General features: G+C 75.6%; 18 protein-coding genes and 1 pseudogene. 11 read left to right on the top strand and 8 right to left on the bottom strand.

The annotated features are described in order from the left end of the window. Positions 1–340 precede the first annotated feature (340 nt). Both AB0D32_RS23355 and AB0D32_RS23350 read right to left on the bottom strand, forming a co-directional pair. A complete protein-coding gene (locus AB0D32_RS23355) occupies positions 341–1,297 on the bottom strand; it encodes a DUF3500 domain-containing protein (protein ID WP_357093819.1) in 957 nt (318 codons plus the stop codon). Positions 1,298–1,386: 89 nt separating this feature from the next. Further along, on the bottom strand, positions 1,387–1,785 hold the full coding sequence (locus AB0D32_RS23350) for an ankyrin repeat domain-containing protein (RefSeq protein ID WP_357093817.1): 399 nt from the start codon (positions 1,783–1,785) through the stop codon (positions 1,387–1,389). A 64-nt stretch (positions 1,786–1,849) separates the two neighbouring features. Between AB0D32_RS23350 and AB0D32_RS23345 the strand changes: the two genes are divergently transcribed. The 9 genes from AB0D32_RS23345 to AB0D32_RS23305 all read left to right on the top strand — a co-directional run bounded on the left by AB0D32_RS23345 (position 1,850) and on the right by AB0D32_RS23305 (position 7,901). Next, positions 1,850–2,227 carry a signal peptidase I gene (locus AB0D32_RS23345; RefSeq protein ID WP_357093814.1) on the top strand — a complete coding sequence of 126 codons (378 nt, stop codon included), beginning with the start codon at positions 1,850–1,852 and terminating at the stop codon, positions 2,225–2,227. A gap of 90 nt (positions 2,228–2,317) precedes the next feature. Continuing rightward, on the top strand, positions 2,318–2,773 hold the full coding sequence (locus tag AB0D32_RS23340; RefSeq protein WP_357093811.1) for a cysteine dioxygenase family protein: 456 nt from the start codon (positions 2,318–2,320) through the stop codon (positions 2,771–2,773). A gap of 152 nt (positions 2,774–2,925) precedes the next feature. Beyond that, positions 2,926–3,420 (top strand): rhodanese-like domain-containing protein, encoded by a 495-nt coding sequence (locus AB0D32_RS23335; protein ID WP_357093808.1) that lies wholly within the window; start codon positions 2,926–2,928, stop codon positions 3,418–3,420. Between the two features lie 48 nt (positions 3,421–3,468). Beyond that, entirely contained in the window at positions 3,469–4,023 is a 555-nt protein-coding gene (locus tag AB0D32_RS23330) for a winged helix-turn-helix domain-containing protein (RefSeq protein WP_357093805.1), read from the top strand. Positions 4,024–4,411: 388 nt separating this feature from the next. After that, positions 4,412–5,017, top strand: coding sequence for a winged helix-turn-helix domain-containing protein (locus AB0D32_RS23325; protein ID WP_357093803.1), 606 nt, complete (start codon positions 4,412–4,414; stop codon positions 5,015–5,017). Positions 5,018–5,046: 29 nt separating this feature from the next. Beyond that, positions 5,047–5,685, top strand: coding sequence for a uridine kinase (locus AB0D32_RS23320; protein ID WP_357093801.1), 639 nt, complete (start codon positions 5,047–5,049; stop codon positions 5,683–5,685). 160 nt (positions 5,686–5,845) lie between these two features. Continuing rightward, positions 5,846–6,244 carry a TraR/DksA C4-type zinc finger protein gene (locus tag AB0D32_RS23315; RefSeq protein WP_089000644.1) on the top strand — a complete coding sequence of 133 codons (399 nt, stop codon included), beginning with the start codon at positions 5,846–5,848 and terminating at the stop codon, positions 6,242–6,244. A gap of 48 nt (positions 6,245–6,292) precedes the next feature. Further along, positions 6,293–7,165 carry a DUF72 domain-containing protein gene (locus AB0D32_RS23310; RefSeq protein ID WP_357093797.1) on the top strand — a complete coding sequence of 291 codons (873 nt, stop codon included), beginning with the start codon at positions 6,293–6,295 and terminating at the stop codon, positions 7,163–7,165. Positions 7,166–7,472: 307 nt separating this feature from the next. After that, on the top strand, positions 7,473–7,901 hold the full coding sequence (locus AB0D32_RS23305) for a DUF2267 domain-containing protein (RefSeq protein WP_357093794.1): 429 nt from the start codon (positions 7,473–7,475) through the stop codon (positions 7,899–7,901). Positions 7,902–7,973: 72 nt separating this feature from the next. On the opposite strand, the gene AB0D32_RS23300 is transcribed toward AB0D32_RS23305, so the two are convergent. Then, positions 7,974–8,726 (bottom strand): PIG-L deacetylase family protein, encoded by a 753-nt coding sequence (locus AB0D32_RS23300; protein ID WP_357093791.1) that lies wholly within the window; start codon positions 8,724–8,726, stop codon positions 7,974–7,976. Between the two features lie 227 nt (positions 8,727–8,953). Between AB0D32_RS23300 and AB0D32_RS23295 the strand changes: the two genes are divergently transcribed. After that, positions 8,954–9,244, top strand: a complete 291-nt coding sequence (locus AB0D32_RS23295; protein ID WP_357093788.1) for a hypothetical protein — start codon at positions 8,954–8,956, stop codon at positions 9,242–9,244. Positions 9,245–9,253: 9 nt separating this feature from the next. Then, positions 9,254–10,522 carry a cupin domain-containing protein gene (locus AB0D32_RS23290; RefSeq protein WP_357093785.1) on the top strand — a complete coding sequence of 423 codons (1,269 nt, stop codon included), beginning with the start codon at positions 9,254–9,256 and terminating at the stop codon, positions 10,520–10,522. A gap of 139 nt (positions 10,523–10,661) precedes the next feature. Here AB0D32_RS23290 and AB0D32_RS23285 read toward each other — a convergent pair whose 3' ends face one another. The 5 genes and pseudogenes from AB0D32_RS23285 to AB0D32_RS23265 form a co-directional block, all read right to left on the bottom strand. Beyond that, positions 10,662–11,327: a hypothetical protein gene (locus AB0D32_RS23285; RefSeq protein ID WP_357093782.1), complete on the bottom strand. Its 666-nt coding sequence runs from the start codon at positions 11,325–11,327 to the stop codon at positions 10,662–10,664. After that, entirely contained in the window at positions 11,324–13,996 is a 2,673-nt protein-coding gene (locus AB0D32_RS23280) for an FtsK/SpoIIIE domain-containing protein (protein WP_357093779.1), read from the bottom strand. Before AB0D32_RS23280 ends, AB0D32_RS23285 begins: the two co-directional genes overlap by 4 nt. Before the next feature lie 358 nt (positions 13,997–14,354). Beyond that, positions 14,355–15,368 (bottom strand): annotated as a pseudogene (locus AB0D32_RS23275) (hypothetical protein); the annotation flags it as partial. Between the two features lie 9 nt (positions 15,369–15,377). Beyond that, positions 15,378–15,638 (bottom strand): hypothetical protein, encoded by a 261-nt coding sequence (locus AB0D32_RS23270; protein WP_089000636.1) that lies wholly within the window; start codon positions 15,636–15,638, stop codon positions 15,378–15,380. 124 nt (positions 15,639–15,762) lie between these two features. Continuing rightward, on the bottom strand, positions 15,763–16,170 hold the full coding sequence (locus AB0D32_RS23265; protein ID WP_357093776.1) for a hypothetical protein: 408 nt from the start codon (positions 16,168–16,170) through the stop codon (positions 15,763–15,765). Positions 16,171–16,211: the final 41 nt, after the last annotated feature.

Here is a 16,211-nt window from a genome sequence, read left to right as displayed (position 1 = left end):
CCGCGCTGCCCCGCGCCCGCGCTGCCCCGCGCCCGCGCTGCCCCGCGCCCGCGCCGCCCCGCGCTCGCGATCTTGCACTTTGTGCCCCGCCAAAAGCCGCATTCCGCCCGAATCGGGGGCCGAAACTGCAAGATCGACGAGGCGAGTCGAGCCGGGGCGAGGCGCGGCAGGGCGAAGCGCGGGGAGACGCAGCGTGGGGGATGAGGCACGGGGCCAGGACGAGGTGCGGGGGCGGGACGGGTGGGTGAGGCGGGGCTGGGTGAAAGAGGCGAGGAGTGGGGCGGGAGAGGCGAGAGCGGGGCGACGCGAGAGTGGGGCGACGCGAGAGGGAGAGGTCGGGTCAGGGGGTGGGGTGGGCGGTGGCGTGGTGGGTGGCCAGGATGTCCGCGCCGAAGTCGCTGGCCGGGCGGCGCAGGACGGTGTGCGCGTGGTTGCCGTCGTCGGCGGTGTTGTCGTACTCGATGAGCAGGTCGTCGCCCTGCACCCGGTAGTAGTGGCGCTGGCCGGGCGCGGTCGGACCGGCCCAGGCGAAGTGCAGCTGCCCTGAGTCCAGCCGGCGCGCCTCCTGGATCGCCAGCTCGGGTGGAAGCCGGTCCAGGTAGAGCGCCACCAGTTGGTCGAGCAGGGCCCGCCCGGTGGGGCCGAGCCGGTCGGCGGGCACCCCGAGTGGCTCCAGCGGGCCGTCGACCCGGGGACGGGTGGCGCTGATGATGTCGCGGGGCGCGTCGTCGGCGATGATCGCCGCGGTCCGTCCGGCGGGGCTCATCGCGTCGAGCAGGGCGCGGGCCAGGTCCTCTTCGACGCCCAACGGCCGGGAGACCGGGCGGCCGGCGTACCGGACGGTGGCGGGGTTGGCGCCGAAGAAGATCGGCGCGGGGGAGACCTGACCGGCGACCACGGTCATGCTCACCGAGAGGTGGTGCCCCTCCAGGCGCCACGCCCAGGCGTCGTCGCGGGCCGGGTCGCCGAAGACGGCCACCCAGTAGTCCCCGCTGTGTCGGTGCCGGCGCCATCCCTCCGCCCGGTCAAGCACCTCCTCCAGCGCGACGATCGCCATCGCCTGGGCGTACGCCGGTGGGCTCAGCGCGGTGGCCAGCAGCCGGTGCGCGGCCTTGCGGCCGGCGCGGTCGAGGTCGGCCAGGCAGACCCCGGGCCGGGGTCGCGGCCGGTACTCGAGCCAGCGGCGGGCCGCCTCGTCGTCGAACTGGTGGGCGGCGTGGGCGCGGGCGGGTTCGCCCAGCGCGGCCAGCAGCGCCGTGGCTGCGGCGCGCATCTGTTCTGGCAGCGGATCCTCCACCGACCCTGTATACCGGGCGTGGGCCGCCCGCGCCGGACGTCGCCGTCAGCCGGTCGGGCATCGGGCGTGTTCCGTGTCGGGTCTTTCCGTCAGGCGGTCGGGGCCGCCAGCAGCGCCAGCATCTCGGGCAGGTCGAAGAACTGGGCGGTCTCCACCGCCGACGGGCTGCCGTGGTGCGGGTCGGCGCCGGCGGCGAGCAGCGCCCGGACCGTCTCGGTGTTGCTGCGGAAGACGGCGGCGGCCAGCGCCGTCTGCCCCCGGTCGTTGGTCCGGGAGTGGTCGGCGCCTCGGGCGAGCAGCGCGGCGACGGTGTCGGGACGGGCATGGTACGCCGCCAGGATCAGCAGGGTGTCGCCCTTGTCGTTGGTCATGTTGACCGGCAGCCCCGCGTCGACGTAGTCGGCCAGTTCGGCGGTGGCGCCGTCGCGCGCCAGGTCGAACATCCGGTGCGCGAACGCCAGCGTCTCGGCGTCGAGTTCCTCACTCACCGGTCCAGGTTAGTCGGAGCTCACCCTGGTACGTTGCTCGGCCGGTGCGCTGGGGGAGGGGTCGATGGACGACAGGGTGTACGTGGGTAACGCGGGCGTCGACGGGGCGACGAACGCCGGCTGGCTGCTCGGCCACTTCATGCCGCGGGGCGACGCCCGGCACAGCGACGACGTCGAGGTGAAGTGGGGGGTGCATCCGGCCGGGGAGGCCCGCTCCCGATGGGCCACGGGTGAGCGGCGGACGGCCCTGCTGGTGCTGGTCAGCGGCCGGTTCCGGGTGGAGTTGCCGGACCGGACGGTGCTGCTCGGCGAGCCGGGCGACTACGTGGTGTGGGGGCAGGGCGTGGACCACTCGTGGTACGCGGAGCACGAGTCGGTCGTGTTGACCGTGCGCTGGCCGTCGGTTCCCGGCTACCGGGTGGCGCCGCCGGTCCGCCGCTGACCGCTGTCCCAGGACCTGGGATTACCTACTAAACCAATAGGGTTTGCAGTCTATGCTGGGTCGACGCACCGCCGAACCGCGAGGACCGCCATGCTCGACCGAGGCCCACCCGACCTGCTCGCCGTCGCCCGCCGCTGGGCCGCCGACCCGGCCCGCTGGCCGGTGCCGCTGTGTTTCGACCCGACCTCCCGGTGGTACGCCCGGCTCGCCCACGCCGCCGACCACGAGGTGTGGGCGTTGAGCTGGCTGCCCGGCCAGGGCACCGACCTGCACGACCACGGTGGCTGCGCCGGCGCGTTCCTGGTCGTGTCCGGAGCCCTGATCGAGGAGACGGTCGGCGGGGGCGTGCTCCGGCCGCACCGGCTGCCGGCCGGCTCCAGCCGTCGTTTCGGTCCGCGGCACGTGCACCGGGTGTCCAACCGGGACGACGAGCCGGCGGTGAGCGTCCACGTCTACCGTCCCGCGCTGCGCCGGATGACCAGCTACCGGCTCACCGACGGCCGGCTGCACGTCGCCGAGGTGGCCGAGGCCGGAGTCGCCTGGTGAGCATCCCACCGTCCCCCGCGGAACGCTCGCCGCCCCACGGCGGCCGCCCACCTGCCCGCGTGGACCGCCCGTCATCCCGTGTCCGCCGGCCGCCCCGTGCCCGCCGCCCGCCGTCCCACGCGAACCGACAGCAACCAGTGGAGGAAACGACCATGCCGCACATCGACGACCCGCACGCGTGTCCGAACCCGACGGCGCCACCGGGCTCCCGTGGCATCGACGAGATCCTGGCCGCCGCCAGGGCGCGGCTGGACCGGTTGGATCCGGAACGCGCGCACCTGGCGCACCGGGGCGGGGCGCTGCTGGTCGACATCCGCCCGGCCGCCCAGCGGGCCGCCCACGGCGCCGTGCCCGGCTCGCTGGTGATCGAGCGCAACGTGCTGGAGTGGCGCTTCGATCCCCGCTGTCCGGCCCGGCTGCCCCAGGCCGTCGGCTACGACCTGCGGGTCATGGTCATCTGCCAGGAGGGCTACACCTCCTCGCTGGCCGCCGCCGCCCTCCAGGATCTCGGGCTGCGCCACGCCACGGACGTCGTCGGCGGCTTCGTCGCCTGGCGGCTCGCCGGTCTGCCCGTGCTCGGCCCCAACCCGCCGCAGCGTCCGTCCACCCCCGCGCCCCCGGTGACCGCCGGCCGGGCGCCGTCCTGACCGCCGCGCTCCACCGGGCGCGGCGGCATCGCCGCCGCAGGAGGCTCCATGTCCGTCGTCGCCATCCCCACCCGAACCCCACCGACCGCCCGCGCCGAGCGCATCGGCCCGGTCCGCCCGCGTTCCGCCCCGACCGTCACCATCACGCTCGACGTCGCCCCGGGCCCGATGAGCCCCCGCCTGGCCAGGCTGCTGGAGCTGATCGGCGAACTCGCCGAGTCGGGGGAGGGGCGGCTGGGGCCTGCCGTCGCCGACGACCGGCCGGCGCCGCCCCGTGTGCTGCCGGTCGCCGCGGACCCGCACGCGATCCGGATCGCCACCGGCTCGCGGGTGGTCCACCAGGGCTCCCGCGCGATCCCGCTGACCCGGATCGAGTACGACCTGCTGCTGTTCCTGGCGGAGCAGCCCCGGCGGGTCTTCACCCGTCTCCAGTTGCTGAGCCGGGTCTGGGGCTACGAGCACGCGGTGGCGCGCACCGTCGACGTGCACGTCCGCCGGCTGCGCGCGAAGCTCGACGCCGACATGCCGGTGGTGACCACCGTCTACGGCGTCGGCTACCGCCTCGCTGACGAGGCCCGGATCGAGCTCGACCCCAGTCGCTGACGGCGCCACCCGCGCGGCGTGCCCCGACGACGGGCGCGCCGCGCCGCCGCGTCCGGGGCCTGTGGGCCCCGCCCCCGGTACGCTGGCGGGCCCCGTCGTCTGCCCGTGGCAGCCCGTCGGGCGGACGTGACTCCCGCTCGCCGGCCCCGGGCGGCAGCGGTGCCGACCACCGTCAACCGGGCGGGCACCCCCCGTATCGGGTCAACCCGACGGCTCTGCTGTAATCATCAGGCTTCGTACGCAGAGCGAGCATTCGGCTCCGATGCGTTCGTCAATTGTCACATTCATGCAACGCAGCCGCCCCTTGACCCTCGCCCGGGCGCCGGGAAGCATCGGTGGAGCGGCGTCCCGGGCCGTGGGGAGATACCCGGACCAGCCAAGGAGGACCATGTCGGTCAGCCCCGCCTCGTCGCGCGCCGGATGGCATACGTCCCAGCCCGCTGTTCCCGGTCGACCCCCGGGGGGCCAGCGTCGCCCCGCCAACACCGCCGCACCGATGCTCACGGTGACCCTGAACATCCCGTTGGCATCCGAGGAGTCGCTGACCGCACCCGCCCGGCGGCTGCTGGAGGCCGCCCGGGAGATGCTGGAACGCGGCGAGGGCACCATCGTCGCCACCACCAGCGTCGAACGCCGCCCCGAGCAGGTGCCGGCGGGCCGCCCGCCGTCCCGCCCGGTCGCCGCCATGGTCCCCACCCTGCACATCCTCGCCTCGTCCCGGTCGGTGCTGCGCGACGGCGAGCCCCTGCCCCTGACCCGGCTGGAGTTCGACCTGCTGCTGCACCTCGTCGCCCATCCACGCCGGGTGTTCACCCGGTTGCAACTGCTCAACGCGGTCTGGGGCTACGAGCACGCCGGCGTGCGCACCGTGGATGTGCACGTCCGCCGGCTGCGCGGCAAGGTCGGCGTCGACGTCCCGCTGGTCACCACCGTCTACGGCGTCGGCTACCGGCTCGCCGACGACGCCCGCGTCACCATCGACCGCACCGGCTGACGGGCCACCCGGCGGGGCACCATGGTCGGATGCGCATCCGACCCATCTCCCCGGACCGGCTCGTCGCCGAGCTGACCGAGCGCTTCGCCGGCACCGCCGCCTCCGGCCGGCTGCGGGTGGCCGTGGACGGCGCCCCGGCGGCCGGCCCGGACGAACTCGCCGCCGCGCTGGTCGACCCGCTGCGCGCGCTCGGGCGGCCCGCGCTGCACGTACGGGCCGCCGACTTCCTCCGCCCCGCGTCGGTGCGCCTGGAGTACGGCCGGACCAACCCCGACGCGTACTACGAGGGGTGGGTCGACGAGCCGGGGCTGCGCCGGGAGGTGCTCGACCCTGCCGGGCCCGGCGGCTCCGGGCGGGTGCTGCCCTCACTGTGGGACGCCACCGCCGACCGGGCCAGCCGCGCCGCGTACGTCGACCTGCCGCCCGGGGGCGTCCTGCTGGTCAGCGGGGCCCTGCTGCTCGGTGGGGGCCTGCCCTTCGACGTCACGGTCCACCTGTCGCTCTCCCCGGCGGCCCTGGCGCGGCGCACCGACCCGGCGCTGCGCTGGACGCTGCCCGCGTTCGCCCGGTACGCCGACGAGGTCGCCCCGGCGTCGTTCGCCGACGTCGTGGTCCGTGCCGACGATCCCCGGCACCCGGCCCTGGTGGAGTCCCCCGTGTCGCCCTGACGCCACGGCGTCCGAAAAGTCGCCGGTTTGATCCTCGCCGGACGGGGGTATTCGCCCGGCTCACAGAGCGCGGGTGATCCACCCGTGCCAAGACCGACCCGGCGCCGGGCGCACGTATCCGGTGAACCGGCGGATCCTGAGGCCAGAAAGGCAGGCAGCGATGCTCGTCCACGACACGATCGGTACGGGCCGATCCCAGGCGGAGATCGACCAGATCCGGCGCTCCCTGCAGGCCCGCTACGACGAGTTGTCCGCGGAGTACGAGCAGGCGGTGCTGCAGAGCCAGGTGTTGCGGCTGGTGGAGGTGGGTGACACCGCCGGCGACGACCAGGCCGACAGCGGCACCAAGACGGCGGAGCGGGACACCGCGCAGTCCCTGCTGCGGACCATCCTCGACCGCCGCGCCCAGTACGAGCACGCCCTCACCCGGCTGGAGGAGGGCACCTACGGCTTCTGCGAGGGCTGCACCTCGGCGATCCCCGTCGAGCGCCTGGAGATCTTCCCCTCCGCCACGACCTGCGTGCAGTGCAAGCAGAACCGGGAGCGCCGGGCGGCCTGAACCCTGCCTGCGGTTGCCGGTCGGTCCGGGACGCGGTGAGGTCGACGGATGGGTGAGATCATGGTCGGCACCGCCTCCTGGACCGACCGGACGCTGCTGGACTCCGGTTGGTACCCGCAGACCGCCGACACGCCCGAGAAGCGGCTGGCGTTCTACGCCCGCCAGTTCCCGCTGGTCGAGGTGGACGCCACCTACTACTCGCCGCCCGCCGAGCGGACGGCGAGGCTGTGGGCCGAGCGCACCCCGGCCGGCTTCACCTTCAACGTCAAGGCGTTCAGCCTGCTCACCGGGCACCCGACCCGGGCCGGCGCGCTCTACAAGGACCTCCGGCCGGACACGGGGAAGAAGAACCTCTACCCGGACGACCTGCCGCCGCAGGCGTACGAGGAGGTCTGGACGCGTTTCCTCGCCGCGCTGGACCCGCTGGTGGCGGCGGGCAAGCTCGGCGCGCTGCTGTTCCAGTTCCCGCCCTGGTTCACCATCCGGCGGGACAACAAGCAGTACCTGCTGGAGGTGGCGAAGCGGTGCGCCCCGCTGCGCCCGGTCTACGAGTTCCGGCACGCCTCCTGGTTCGACGGCGACAACGCCGACGAGACCCTCGACTTCCTGCGCCAGCACCGGCTGGCGTACGTCTGCGTGGACATGCCGCTGGGGCACCGCTCGTCGGTGCCCCCGGTGCTGGCCGCCACCGCGGACCTCGCGGTGGTCCGCTTCCACGGGCACAGCGACAAGTGGACCAGCCGCGACATCCACGAGAAGTTCGGCTACCGCTACTCCGACCGGGAGTTGCGCGACTGGGCACCGAAGCTGCGCGAGCTGGCCGACTCCACCGGGCAGACCCACGTTCTTCTGAACAATTGCTTTCGGGACTTCGCGCAGACCAACGCCGCCACCCTCGCCGGGCTGCTCGACGCCGGCTGAGGCGGTGCCCGGTTCTTCACCCGGTCCGGGTGAGGGCCGCTCACCCTGTCACCGCGCAGCATGGACGGTGCGTGCGGTCCACCGTGGCCGCGGAAGGCGACACCACGGAGGTGGGTGGAGATGACGGTTCGGGTGGTACCGGATCGACGACGAGACGCCGTGCTGCACGTCGTCGGGTCGTCCGGCGACGCCCGGTGGGCGCCGCGCCCCGCCCGGGTCAGCCCGATCCGGCAGCCGCGCGGCCCGGCCGGGCCGCCGCGACGTGACGACGACCGACGGTGGGAGACCGACGTACGGGGGTGGACAGATGGCTGAGCAGCTGCATTCCGCGTTCGAGTCCTCGATGGACAAGACCAACCTGATCCTCAAGGACATCGAGCAGGCCTACGGCTGGCCCAAGGAGCAACGCAACCAGTCCTACTGCGCGTTGCGCACGGTGCTGCACCTGCTGCGCGACCGGATGCCGGTGCAGGAGAGCGTGGAGTTCGCCGCGCAGTTGCCTGTGCTGGTGCGCGGGATCTACTTCGACGGCTGGAGTCCGGCGGACGTGCCGATCAAGCTCAACCGCGACGACTTCCTGCTGGAGGTCCGGCAGGGCTTCCCGTACGACGTCGAGGGCGGCCCGGAACGCGTGGTGCAGGTGGTGCTGGACACCCTGCGCCGGCACGTGACCCAGGGCGAGTGGGAGGACGTGAAGGCCACGATGCCCCGCGACCTGGCGAAGATCATTCCCTGACGCCGTGTGCGCCGCGACGGCCCGCTCCACCTCCGGTGGGGCGGGCCGTGTGGTCGCCCCGGGCCCGTCGGTCTACCAGAGGTCGAAGTGGAAGACCTCGAAGGCCGCGCCGTGGCGGACGCCCAGCCGGGTGCCGGCGGGGCGGCTGAGCCCGTCGAGGAACTCCTCGGCGTCGAAGCTGCCGTCGCCCAGCCCGGCCAGGTACGCGTCGTGCGCCCGCAGCGAGGCCACGCCCCGGTCGAAGGTGTCGGTGACGTCCACCCCGTGCCCGGCGAGGGGGGACGACGCGGCCCAGACCTGACGCACCCCGTTCCACGGTTCGACCCCGTCGGTGAGCTGCTCCGGGAACACCCACCGGTTGCCGGCGTCGCGGACGGCGTCCAGCACCGCCCGGCCGGTGGCGATGTGGTCGGCCTGGTTCAGCGCGTACGCCCCGTCCCAGGTGTCGCGGAAGTTGTTGGTGATGACGATCTCGGGGCGGTGCCGGCGGACCACCCCGGCCAGGGCGCGGCGCAGCGGCACGCCGTACTCCAGGACGCCGTCGGGGAAGCCGAGGAACTCCACGGTCTCCACCCCGACGAGGGCTGCGGACTCGCGTTGCTCGCGTTCGCGGACCTCCCTGGCCTGCGGCGGCGGCATCGCGTCGATGCCGGCCTCGCCGCTGGTGACGAGGCAGTAGGCGACCTGTCTGCCCTGCGCCGTCCAGCGGGCGACCGCGGCGGCGGCGCCGAACTCCAGGTCGTCGGGGTGCGCCACGATCGCGAGCGCGCGCTGCCACTGCTCGGTCACCGGCTCCAGCGGGCGGGGCCCGGTCGTCTCGGTCATCGCCACCTCCTGATCGAGCAGGACCATCCTGCCACGCGTCTTCGAAGGTTCAACTCGAACGGCTCGCCCTGCCGCACCTCATCACGCCCGGCCGGGCCCGGCGAACCGCCGGTGTGAGCCGGATAGGACGTCTACGGTGGGGTTAGAGAAGATCGCGCGTGGGGTACCACCCGCTGCACGACGGACCCCGGCGTAACGGCGGGGCGGCACATCCCTAGGGAGCACCGATGGCACTCAACGACGACGACATGCAGACCACCAGTGGCGGCGGCCTTGAGGGCCCGGCCGACGGTGGCGCGACCCCGGGCCAGCAGGACGGCGGCGCCGACGGTGGTGCCGACCGCGGTGCCGAACGTGGCGCCGACCGGGGCGCCGATCAGGGCGCGGAGGGTCCCGCCGACGGTGGCGCGACCCCGGGCCAGCACGACGGTGGCGCCGACGGCAGCGCGGAGGGTCCCGCCGACGGCGGCGCGACCCCCGGCCAGCACGATGGTGGCGCCGACGGCCGCGCCGCCTGACGGTTCGCCGTGACACACATCGACCCGCCGGGCGGCCACGGCCGCCCGGCGGTCCCGTCCGAGGCCGCCGCCGCACTCGCCCGCTGCGTGTCGGTCGAGTCGGCGAAGTTCGCCGCCGCCCACTGGGGACGCACGCCGCTGCTCTCCCGCGCCGACGAACTACCCAACCGGGCCGGCTTCACCGACCTGCTCAGCCCCGCCGACGCCGACGAACTGCTCAGCCGTCGCGGCCTGCGTACACCCTTCCTGCGGGTCGCCAAGGACGGCCAGCTCGTGCCGGCGGCCCGCTTCACCGGCGGCGGCGGTGCCGGCGCCGAGATCGCCGACCAGGTCCTCGACGAGCGGATCCTGGAGCTGTACGCGGGCGGCGCCACCCTGGTGTTGCAGGGACTGCACCGCACCTGGCCCGCCCTGATCGACTTCGCCCGCGACCTCGGCACGGCGGTCGGGCAGCCGTTGCAGGTCAACGCCTACCTGACCCCCGCCGGCAGCCAGGGTTTCGCCACCCACTACGACACCCACGACGTCTTCGTCCTCCAGGTCGACGGCCGCAAGCACTGGCGGATCCACCCGCCGGTGCTGCCCGACCCGCTGGAGAAGCAGCCCTGGGGTGGCCGGGCCGACGAGGTGGCCGCCACCGCCGACGGCCCCGCCGCGCTCGACGTGGTGCTCGCCCCCGGCGACGCGCTCTACCTGCCCCGCGGCTGGCTGCACAGCGCGCAGGCCCAGGAGTCCAGCTCACTGCACCTGACCGTCGGCGTGCGGGCGCTGACCCGCTACGCGATGGTCGAGGAGTTGCTCGCCCTCGCCGCCGAGGACCAGCGGCTGCGCGCCACCCTGCCGTTCGGCACCGACGTGGCCGACCCGGACGCGATCGAGCCGGAGCTGACCGAGACGGTGGAGGCGCTGCGGGAGTGGCTGCTGCGGGCCGACCCGGCGGCGGTCGCCGCCCGGCTGCGGCAGCGGGCCTGGCCGGCCGCCCGGCCCGCGCCCATCCGGCCCCTGGCGCAGGCCGCCGCGCTGGCGGCACTGGACGCCGACACCCGGCTCGCCCCGCGACCCGGCCTGCGCTGGCGGCTGACCGTGCGGGGGGATCAGGTCGCGCTGGTGCTGTTCGACCGCACGATCACCCTGCCCGCGTCGTGCGCGCCGGCCGTGCGTGCCCTGCTCGCCGCCGATTCCGTCCGGGTCGGCGACCTGCCGGGCCTGGACGACGACGCCGACCGGCTCACCCTGGCCCGCCGCCTCCTGCGGGAGGCCGTGCTGGTCCCCGCCTGAGCGGCACCGGCGGACGCCGCCGGGCCGCGCTGGTCGCCACCGTGCCGGAGTGTCGGTGCCGTCAGGGCCCGCTCGCCCGGCGGGGTGTCAGCTCAGACGGCGTCCCACCGCCGTCCGGCCGCTCCGCGCCGCCCGCGGCTCAGCGGCCCGCGGCCAGCAGGCCGACGGTGGTCACCAACCCGGCGACGAGCACGACGGTCATCGGCCGCGGGCCGAGCACGGCGTGCCGGCGGTCGGCGAGGACCTTCGCCGGCACCAGGCCGACCAGCGGGCCCAGCAGCGTCACCACCAGGGCCAGCACCGGCAGCCCGACGCCGAGGTCGCCGCCGTACCGGTCGCCCGCCGCCCGCGCCGCGCCACCGAGGGCGTACGCGAGCACCGCGCCGGCCACCCCGCACAACGCCAGCAGCGGGTTGACCGAGCCCGGCAGGTCTCCCGGCTGGCGGGTGCGGTTGAGCAGGTCCCGCACCCCGGCCAGCAGCGGGGCCGGGTCACCCGTCGCGCCCGGCACCGGTGCCGGCGGCCCGCCCGCCCGGCGGCCCGACCCACCGAGCCGACCGCGCAGCAGCTGCCACAGGTCGGCGGCCTCGGCGTCCACCCGCTCCTGCTCCTCCCGGGCGTCCACCAGTTCCTGCTCCGCGCGCCGGAGATCGGCCTCCGCCTCGGCGACGGCCCGCTCGGCGGCGGCGCACTGCTGCGCGTGCCAGGTGTGCGCCTCGGCCCGCTGGGCGCGCACCCTCGCGCTCAGCTCGGCCAGCCGACGGATCTGGGCCGCGTACGACTGACTGGTCACCGGTTCGTTCATCGGGCCGGCCCGTAGGGGATGATCACCTGACCGGTGCGGTGCACCGCCCGGTCGAAGAACAACCCCCGCCAGGGGCGGGGATACCAGTCCGGGCCGCCGGTGCCCGGATACAGCGACGAACCCAGTTCGCCGCCGTGGGCGTCCAGCGCCACCCAGGCGCCGATCATGTCCGTTCGGGCGGCCGGCCCGCCCAGGTCGGCCCGCATCCGGGCCACCCCCCGCCACCAGGCCAGCACGTGGGTGCGTCGCTCCGGCCCGTCGTACAGGATCCGGCGCAGTTCCTCGAGCCCGGTGCGCCGGCCGATCCGCGCCGCCAGCGCCCCGGCCGCCGCGTCGACCGCGAACAGCAGCAGGTAGTGCGGGGGGCCCGGCGCGCCGAGCCCTTCGGCGGTCTCGACCATCAGCTCGCCGACGGTCTCCTCGTCGTACCAGGCGGCGTCGTCGGCGAGATCCTCGTAGAGGGACCGGGCGGCCGGATCGGCGTCCGGGTCGAGGCAGGCGATGGAGAACCGGGCCGTGCCGGGACGATGCTGGCGGGCCAGGGAGCGGGCCGCCGCGTCGAGCACCGCGCACGCCTCGTCCACCCGGGTACCGAGCACCGCCAGGTTGCGGCCCGGAGCCCGGGGCAGCCGCAGCGCCGCCGAACGGGCTTGCACGTCGATGATCTCGCCGAGCAGCGCGACCGGCGTACGCGGGTGCCCCGTCTCCGGCGCGGACAGCGCCCGGAAGTCCGGCGCGTCGGCGAGCCGGGGGATCGCGTCGCCGTCGAAGAGGCGGGCCGGGGCGGCGTCCTGCGGCCGCATCCGCCACAGCCGGTGCTGCAACTCGCTCCACGTCTCCCAGTCGCTCGCCGACGGGATCCGGGCCACCTGGTTGCCCTCCGCCATGCCCGACTCCGCGTTGACCACCGCGTGGTGACGCGGCAGGGACTGCGCGGCGTCGTTGCGCTCGGCGAGGATCCGCAGTGCCTTCGGCAGCGCGATCCGCAACGTGAACTGCGCGACCAGGGCCGGGCGCCCCCACAGCGCCTCGATGCCGCGCACGTCCTGCGAGGCGAGCACCAGGTGGATGCCCTGGGACCGGCCGCGCCGGGCCAGGTCCTCCAGCAGGTCGGCGGCCTCCCGGGCGACCACGTCCCGCCCGGCGAGCAGCATCTGGAACTCGTCGACCACCGCGACGATCCGCGGCCAGTGCCCCGTGGGGTCGACCGCACGCAGTTCGGCGAGCTTGGTGACCTCGTGCTTCTTCGCGGCGTCGGCCCGCCGGCGCAGCTCCTCGGCGAGGAAGCGCAGCAGCGCCAGGCCGAACTCCCGGTCGGTGTTGACGTTGATCCCGACGAGCCGCATGTGTGGCAGCCAGCTCGGATCCCGCCGGCCCTGGGCGAACCGTGCGAAGGACACCCCCTCCTTGAAGTCCAACAGGTAGAACTCCAGCTCACTGGGGGAGTAGCGGGCGGCCAGCGCGCCGATCCAGGCGAAGATCAGGTTCGTCTTGCCGGTGCCGGACGGGCCGCCGATCAGCGCGTGCGGCGGATAGTCGCCCAGGTCGAGCAGCACCGGCCGGCCGTGCGGGCCCTCGCCGATCGGGGCGGTCAGCCCGGTGGCGGAATCCTCCCGCCACATCTGCTCCGGGGGCGGCAGCAGGTCGGTGAACGGGGTCGGCGCGGGGCCGGCGTTGACCCGCGCCGCCACCTCCCGGCAGGTCTCGGTGACCAGGGCCGGTGGGGGCGGCGGATCGAGGCGTACGGGCAGGCCCGCGGGCCCGCCGATCCGGGCGCCGTCGGTCTGGGCGCCCACCCGGGTCACGGTGGTGTCCTCGGGCAGCGGGACACCCCGGACCGCCAGGTGTACGCCGCAGGCCGCCCCGGTGCGGACCACCCGGTCGAGCTGACCGCGCTCGTGCCGGGACAGTTCGTCTCCGCCCAGCAGCACCGCCACCCGCCACGGCTCGGGCCGGCGACCGGTGGCGGCGGCCAACTCGCGCAGCGAGCCGTACTCGCCGGCCAGCACCGTCTCGTTGATCCGGCGGATCTGCTCCACCAGGTCGTCGAGCAGCCGGGCCAGCCCGCCCGGGCCGACGAAGGTGAGCAGCCCGGCGGTGCCGAGGGGGGCGAACCCGGCCAGGCCGCCGCCCAGGTGCTCCGGGTCGTAGCCGACGAGCCGTACGGCGCCCGGGTCGGCCCGCCCGACGGCGCGCAACAGCAGCGCCGACACCACCGCCTCGCAGCCCTCCCGGTCGTCACCGGTCAGCTCGACGTGCCCGGCGTCGAGCAGCGGCACCAGCGCCGGCACCGGCTCGGCGGCCGGGATGCGTACCGTGCCGATGCGCAGCGCGCCCGGCGGTTCGGCCCGCCGGGTCGGGGTGGGCCGCCACCGGTCCCAGTCAGCGGAGGCGGCGCCGGGGGCCTCCCGTTGCGCCGCGTCGGCCGCGCGCCGGGCGAGGTCCGCGATCCGCTCGGCATGCCGGTCGTCGATCTCGGCCAGCCGCCGGTCGCGCTGCGCGCCCACCCGCTCCGGTACGACCGCCGCGGCCCGCCTGACCTTCGCCAGCCGTTCCCGGGCCGTGGTCAGCTCGGCCTGCGCGTCGGCCAGGCGGGTCCGGGTAGCGCCGAGGGCCTCGCCGAGCATGCCCCGGACCCGGGTGACCAGTTGGGTCCGCCGGTCAGCCATCGACGCCCCGCCCGCGCGGGTCCGTGCTGCCGCCCGGTGCCGGCCGGCCGGCGGGCGGACTCGACCAGACGCGGCCCGCCGACCCCGCCGGCCTTCCGCCGGCAACCGGTCCCTCTCGTCCCGACCTCGCGCCGCCGGGCGATGTCTCCTGGCCCGCGGCGGCACCGTCGACGCCCGCCCCGCCCGCCCGGGTGCCCTCGGCGGCCGGTCCGCCCGCCCGGGCCGAGGCATCCTCGGCGGCCGCTCTCCGGGATCCCGCCGGGGCGCCGGCGCTGGCTGGTGGCCCGTCCGGCCGGGCGCGGGTCGCCCGCTCCCGTGCTGCGGCGGCCTGGTCGTGCGCCGCCTCCGCCCGGTCCCGGGCCGCCGCGACCCGCTCCCGCGCGGCGGTCACCCGGCCCTTCGCGGCGGCGGCGCGACGCTGCCACCCGGCGTCGTCGGCCCGGTCGCGGGCGGTCTCCGCCTGCCGGTCCCGCTCGGCGGAGGCCTGCCGCTCCCGGGCGGTCTCGGCGTGCCGGGTCCGCTCGTCGTCGGTGGGCAGGTCCCGGCCGAGCCGGGCCAGCAGCACCCCGGTGAGCACCCCCGCGGTGACCGCCGGGTCGGCGGCGTGCGGCTGATCCGCCTCGCCGCGCCGCGGCGGAGGCATCCGGCAGATCCGGGTGAGCAGGGTGTCCAGTACCGCGGGAGGCAGGCCGGGCAGCAGGTCCCGGACCCGGCCGTCCAGCTCGCGGTGCAACCGCCCCAGATCATCGGCGCGCGGCGGGTGCCCGAGCAGCTCCCCGGCCAGCTCACGCAGCAGCGGCGGAGCCACCGCGGCCAGACCGAGGCCCACGTCGGCGTGCGCGCGGCGCAACTCGGTGTGCAGCCGGTCCCGGTCGCCGGCACGGACCCCGCCGACCACCCGGCGCAGCAGCTCGCGGGCGTCGTCGACCTTCTCGTCGGGCTCGTCCGGCGGACCCTCCCGGCCGCCCGTCAGCTCGGCCACCCGTACCGACCACCAGCGGCGCGGTGCCACCTCGGCGGCCGGCTCCGGCGCCGGAGCGCCCGGGCCCGCCTCGCGCGGCGCGTCGTGCGCGGGCCGGCGTTGCTGCTCCTGCGGCCGAGGGGCCGGGGAGCCGTCGGCGGCCAGCCCGATCGCGGCGAGGTACGCCGACAACTGCTCCTGTGCGACGCGCAGCGCGTACCCGGCGGTCTCGGCGTGCTCGGTGGCAGCGGAGAGTTCCGGCACCCCCATCGGGTCGGCCGACTCCTGACGGACCCAGCGCAGCCGCTCGGCGGCCAGCCCGAACTTCTCCAGCGCCAGGGCCAGTTGTGCGAGCGGCAGGTCGTCGGCGGCGGAGCGGACCTGCGCGCCGACGTCCTCGACGATGGACACGACCGGGCCTCAGAGCGTCGCGACGTAGAGTTGCGCCTGCTCGACGGCGACGAGTGTCGCGGCGAGGCACTCCTCCAGCTCCTGGCTGGCCTGGGTCAGTGAGGACTGGGCCGCCTCGACGGTCTCGTGCCCGCTGCCCTCGAGGGCGCCGGCCAGGGTCTGCTGCGCCTCGGCCAGCTTCTCGCCGGCCGCCTGCACGGCGCTCTGGCCGTCGCCGATCTGTTGCAGCGCGACATCGATGGCTGCCTTGAGCTCGGCGACGCTCGCCACGGCGGAACCTCCTGGGGGCGGGGAGGCCTCCATTAGAGCCTATCCCTTGCGGTGAGAGAACATCCGCCCTGTCAGTGTTCCTGCCCCGCTGACCGGTTGTCGACCGCGAGCGCCGGGAGTCCGATTAATGGGACTGCGCGGGCGGGGTGACCCGGTCCCGCAGCCAGCGCGGTCCGTGCACCTCGGCACCCTGCGCGGTGACCCGTTCCCGCAGCTCACGGTCGGCGGTGACGACCAGCCGCCGACGCTGCGGCGCGGCGGCGACGAGGTCGACGACGGCGTCGTCCCCGGACCCGGACGCGGCGACCACCCGTACCCCGGCCGTGCCCGGCACGTCCCGCGCCCGGCCCTCCACCACCAGCACCACCTCGATCGGGGGCGGCAGTTCCGGGGGCAGCCCGGCGGCGGCCACCGGGGTCAGCGAGTCGCGCAGCCGGGCGGTCGCGCCGGCGCGGTCCCGCCACCAGCCGTCCGGGCGGGACCCGACCACGTTCGCGGCGTCCACGATCAGCAGCGGCATGGTCGGCTCCATCCCACCAGCCTGCCACCCACCCGCCCCGGAGGTAAGGAAGG

This window comes from Micromonospora sp. NPDC048170, assembly GCF_040652795.1.
Taxonomy (GTDB): domain Bacteria; phylum Actinomycetota; class Actinomycetes; order Mycobacteriales; family Micromonosporaceae; genus Micromonospora.
This window is presented reverse-complemented; position numbering and strand designations above follow the sequence as displayed.

Coding starts and splice junctions, on each gene's coding strand:
- AB0D32_RS23320 (WP_357093801.1), top strand. CDS start 5,047: ATGCGCATCCGACCCATCTCCCCGGACCGGCTCGTCGCCGAGCTGACC.
- AB0D32_RS23330 (WP_357093805.1), top strand. CDS start 3,469: ATGTCCGTCGTCGCCATCCCCACCCGAACCCCACCGACCGCCCGCGCC.
- AB0D32_RS23310 (WP_357093797.1), top strand. CDS start 6,293: ATGGGTGAGATCATGGTCGGCACCGCCTCCTGGACCGACCGGACGCTG.
- AB0D32_RS23265 (WP_357093776.1), bottom strand. CDS start 16,170: ATGGAGCCGACCATGCCGCTGCTGATCGTGGACGCCGCGAACGTGGTC.
- AB0D32_RS23315 (WP_089000644.1), top strand. CDS start 5,846: ATGCTCGTCCACGACACGATCGGTACGGGCCGATCCCAGGCGGAGATC.
- AB0D32_RS23345 (WP_357093814.1), top strand. CDS start 1,850: ATGGACGACAGGGTGTACGTGGGTAACGCGGGCGTCGACGGGGCGACG.
- AB0D32_RS23285 (WP_357093782.1), bottom strand. CDS start 11,327: ATGAACGAACCGGTGACCAGTCAGTCGTACGCGGCCCAGATCCGTCGG.
- AB0D32_RS23280 (WP_357093779.1), bottom strand. CDS start 13,996: ATGGCTGACCGGCGGACCCAACTGGTCACCCGGGTCCGGGGCATGCTC.
- AB0D32_RS23325 (WP_357093803.1), top strand. CDS start 4,412: ATGTCGGTCAGCCCCGCCTCGTCGCGCGCCGGATGGCATACGTCCCAG.
- AB0D32_RS23295 (WP_357093788.1), top strand. CDS start 8,954: ATGGCACTCAACGACGACGACATGCAGACCACCAGTGGCGGCGGCCTT.
- AB0D32_RS23305 (WP_357093794.1), top strand. CDS start 7,473: ATGGCTGAGCAGCTGCATTCCGCGTTCGAGTCCTCGATGGACAAGACC.
- AB0D32_RS23300 (WP_357093791.1), bottom strand. CDS start 8,726: ATGACCGAGACGACCGGGCCCCGCCCGCTGGAGCCGGTGACCGAGCAG.
- AB0D32_RS23340 (WP_357093811.1), top strand. CDS start 2,318: ATGCTCGACCGAGGCCCACCCGACCTGCTCGCCGTCGCCCGCCGCTGG.
- AB0D32_RS23335 (WP_357093808.1), top strand. CDS start 2,926: ATGCCGCACATCGACGACCCGCACGCGTGTCCGAACCCGACGGCGCCA.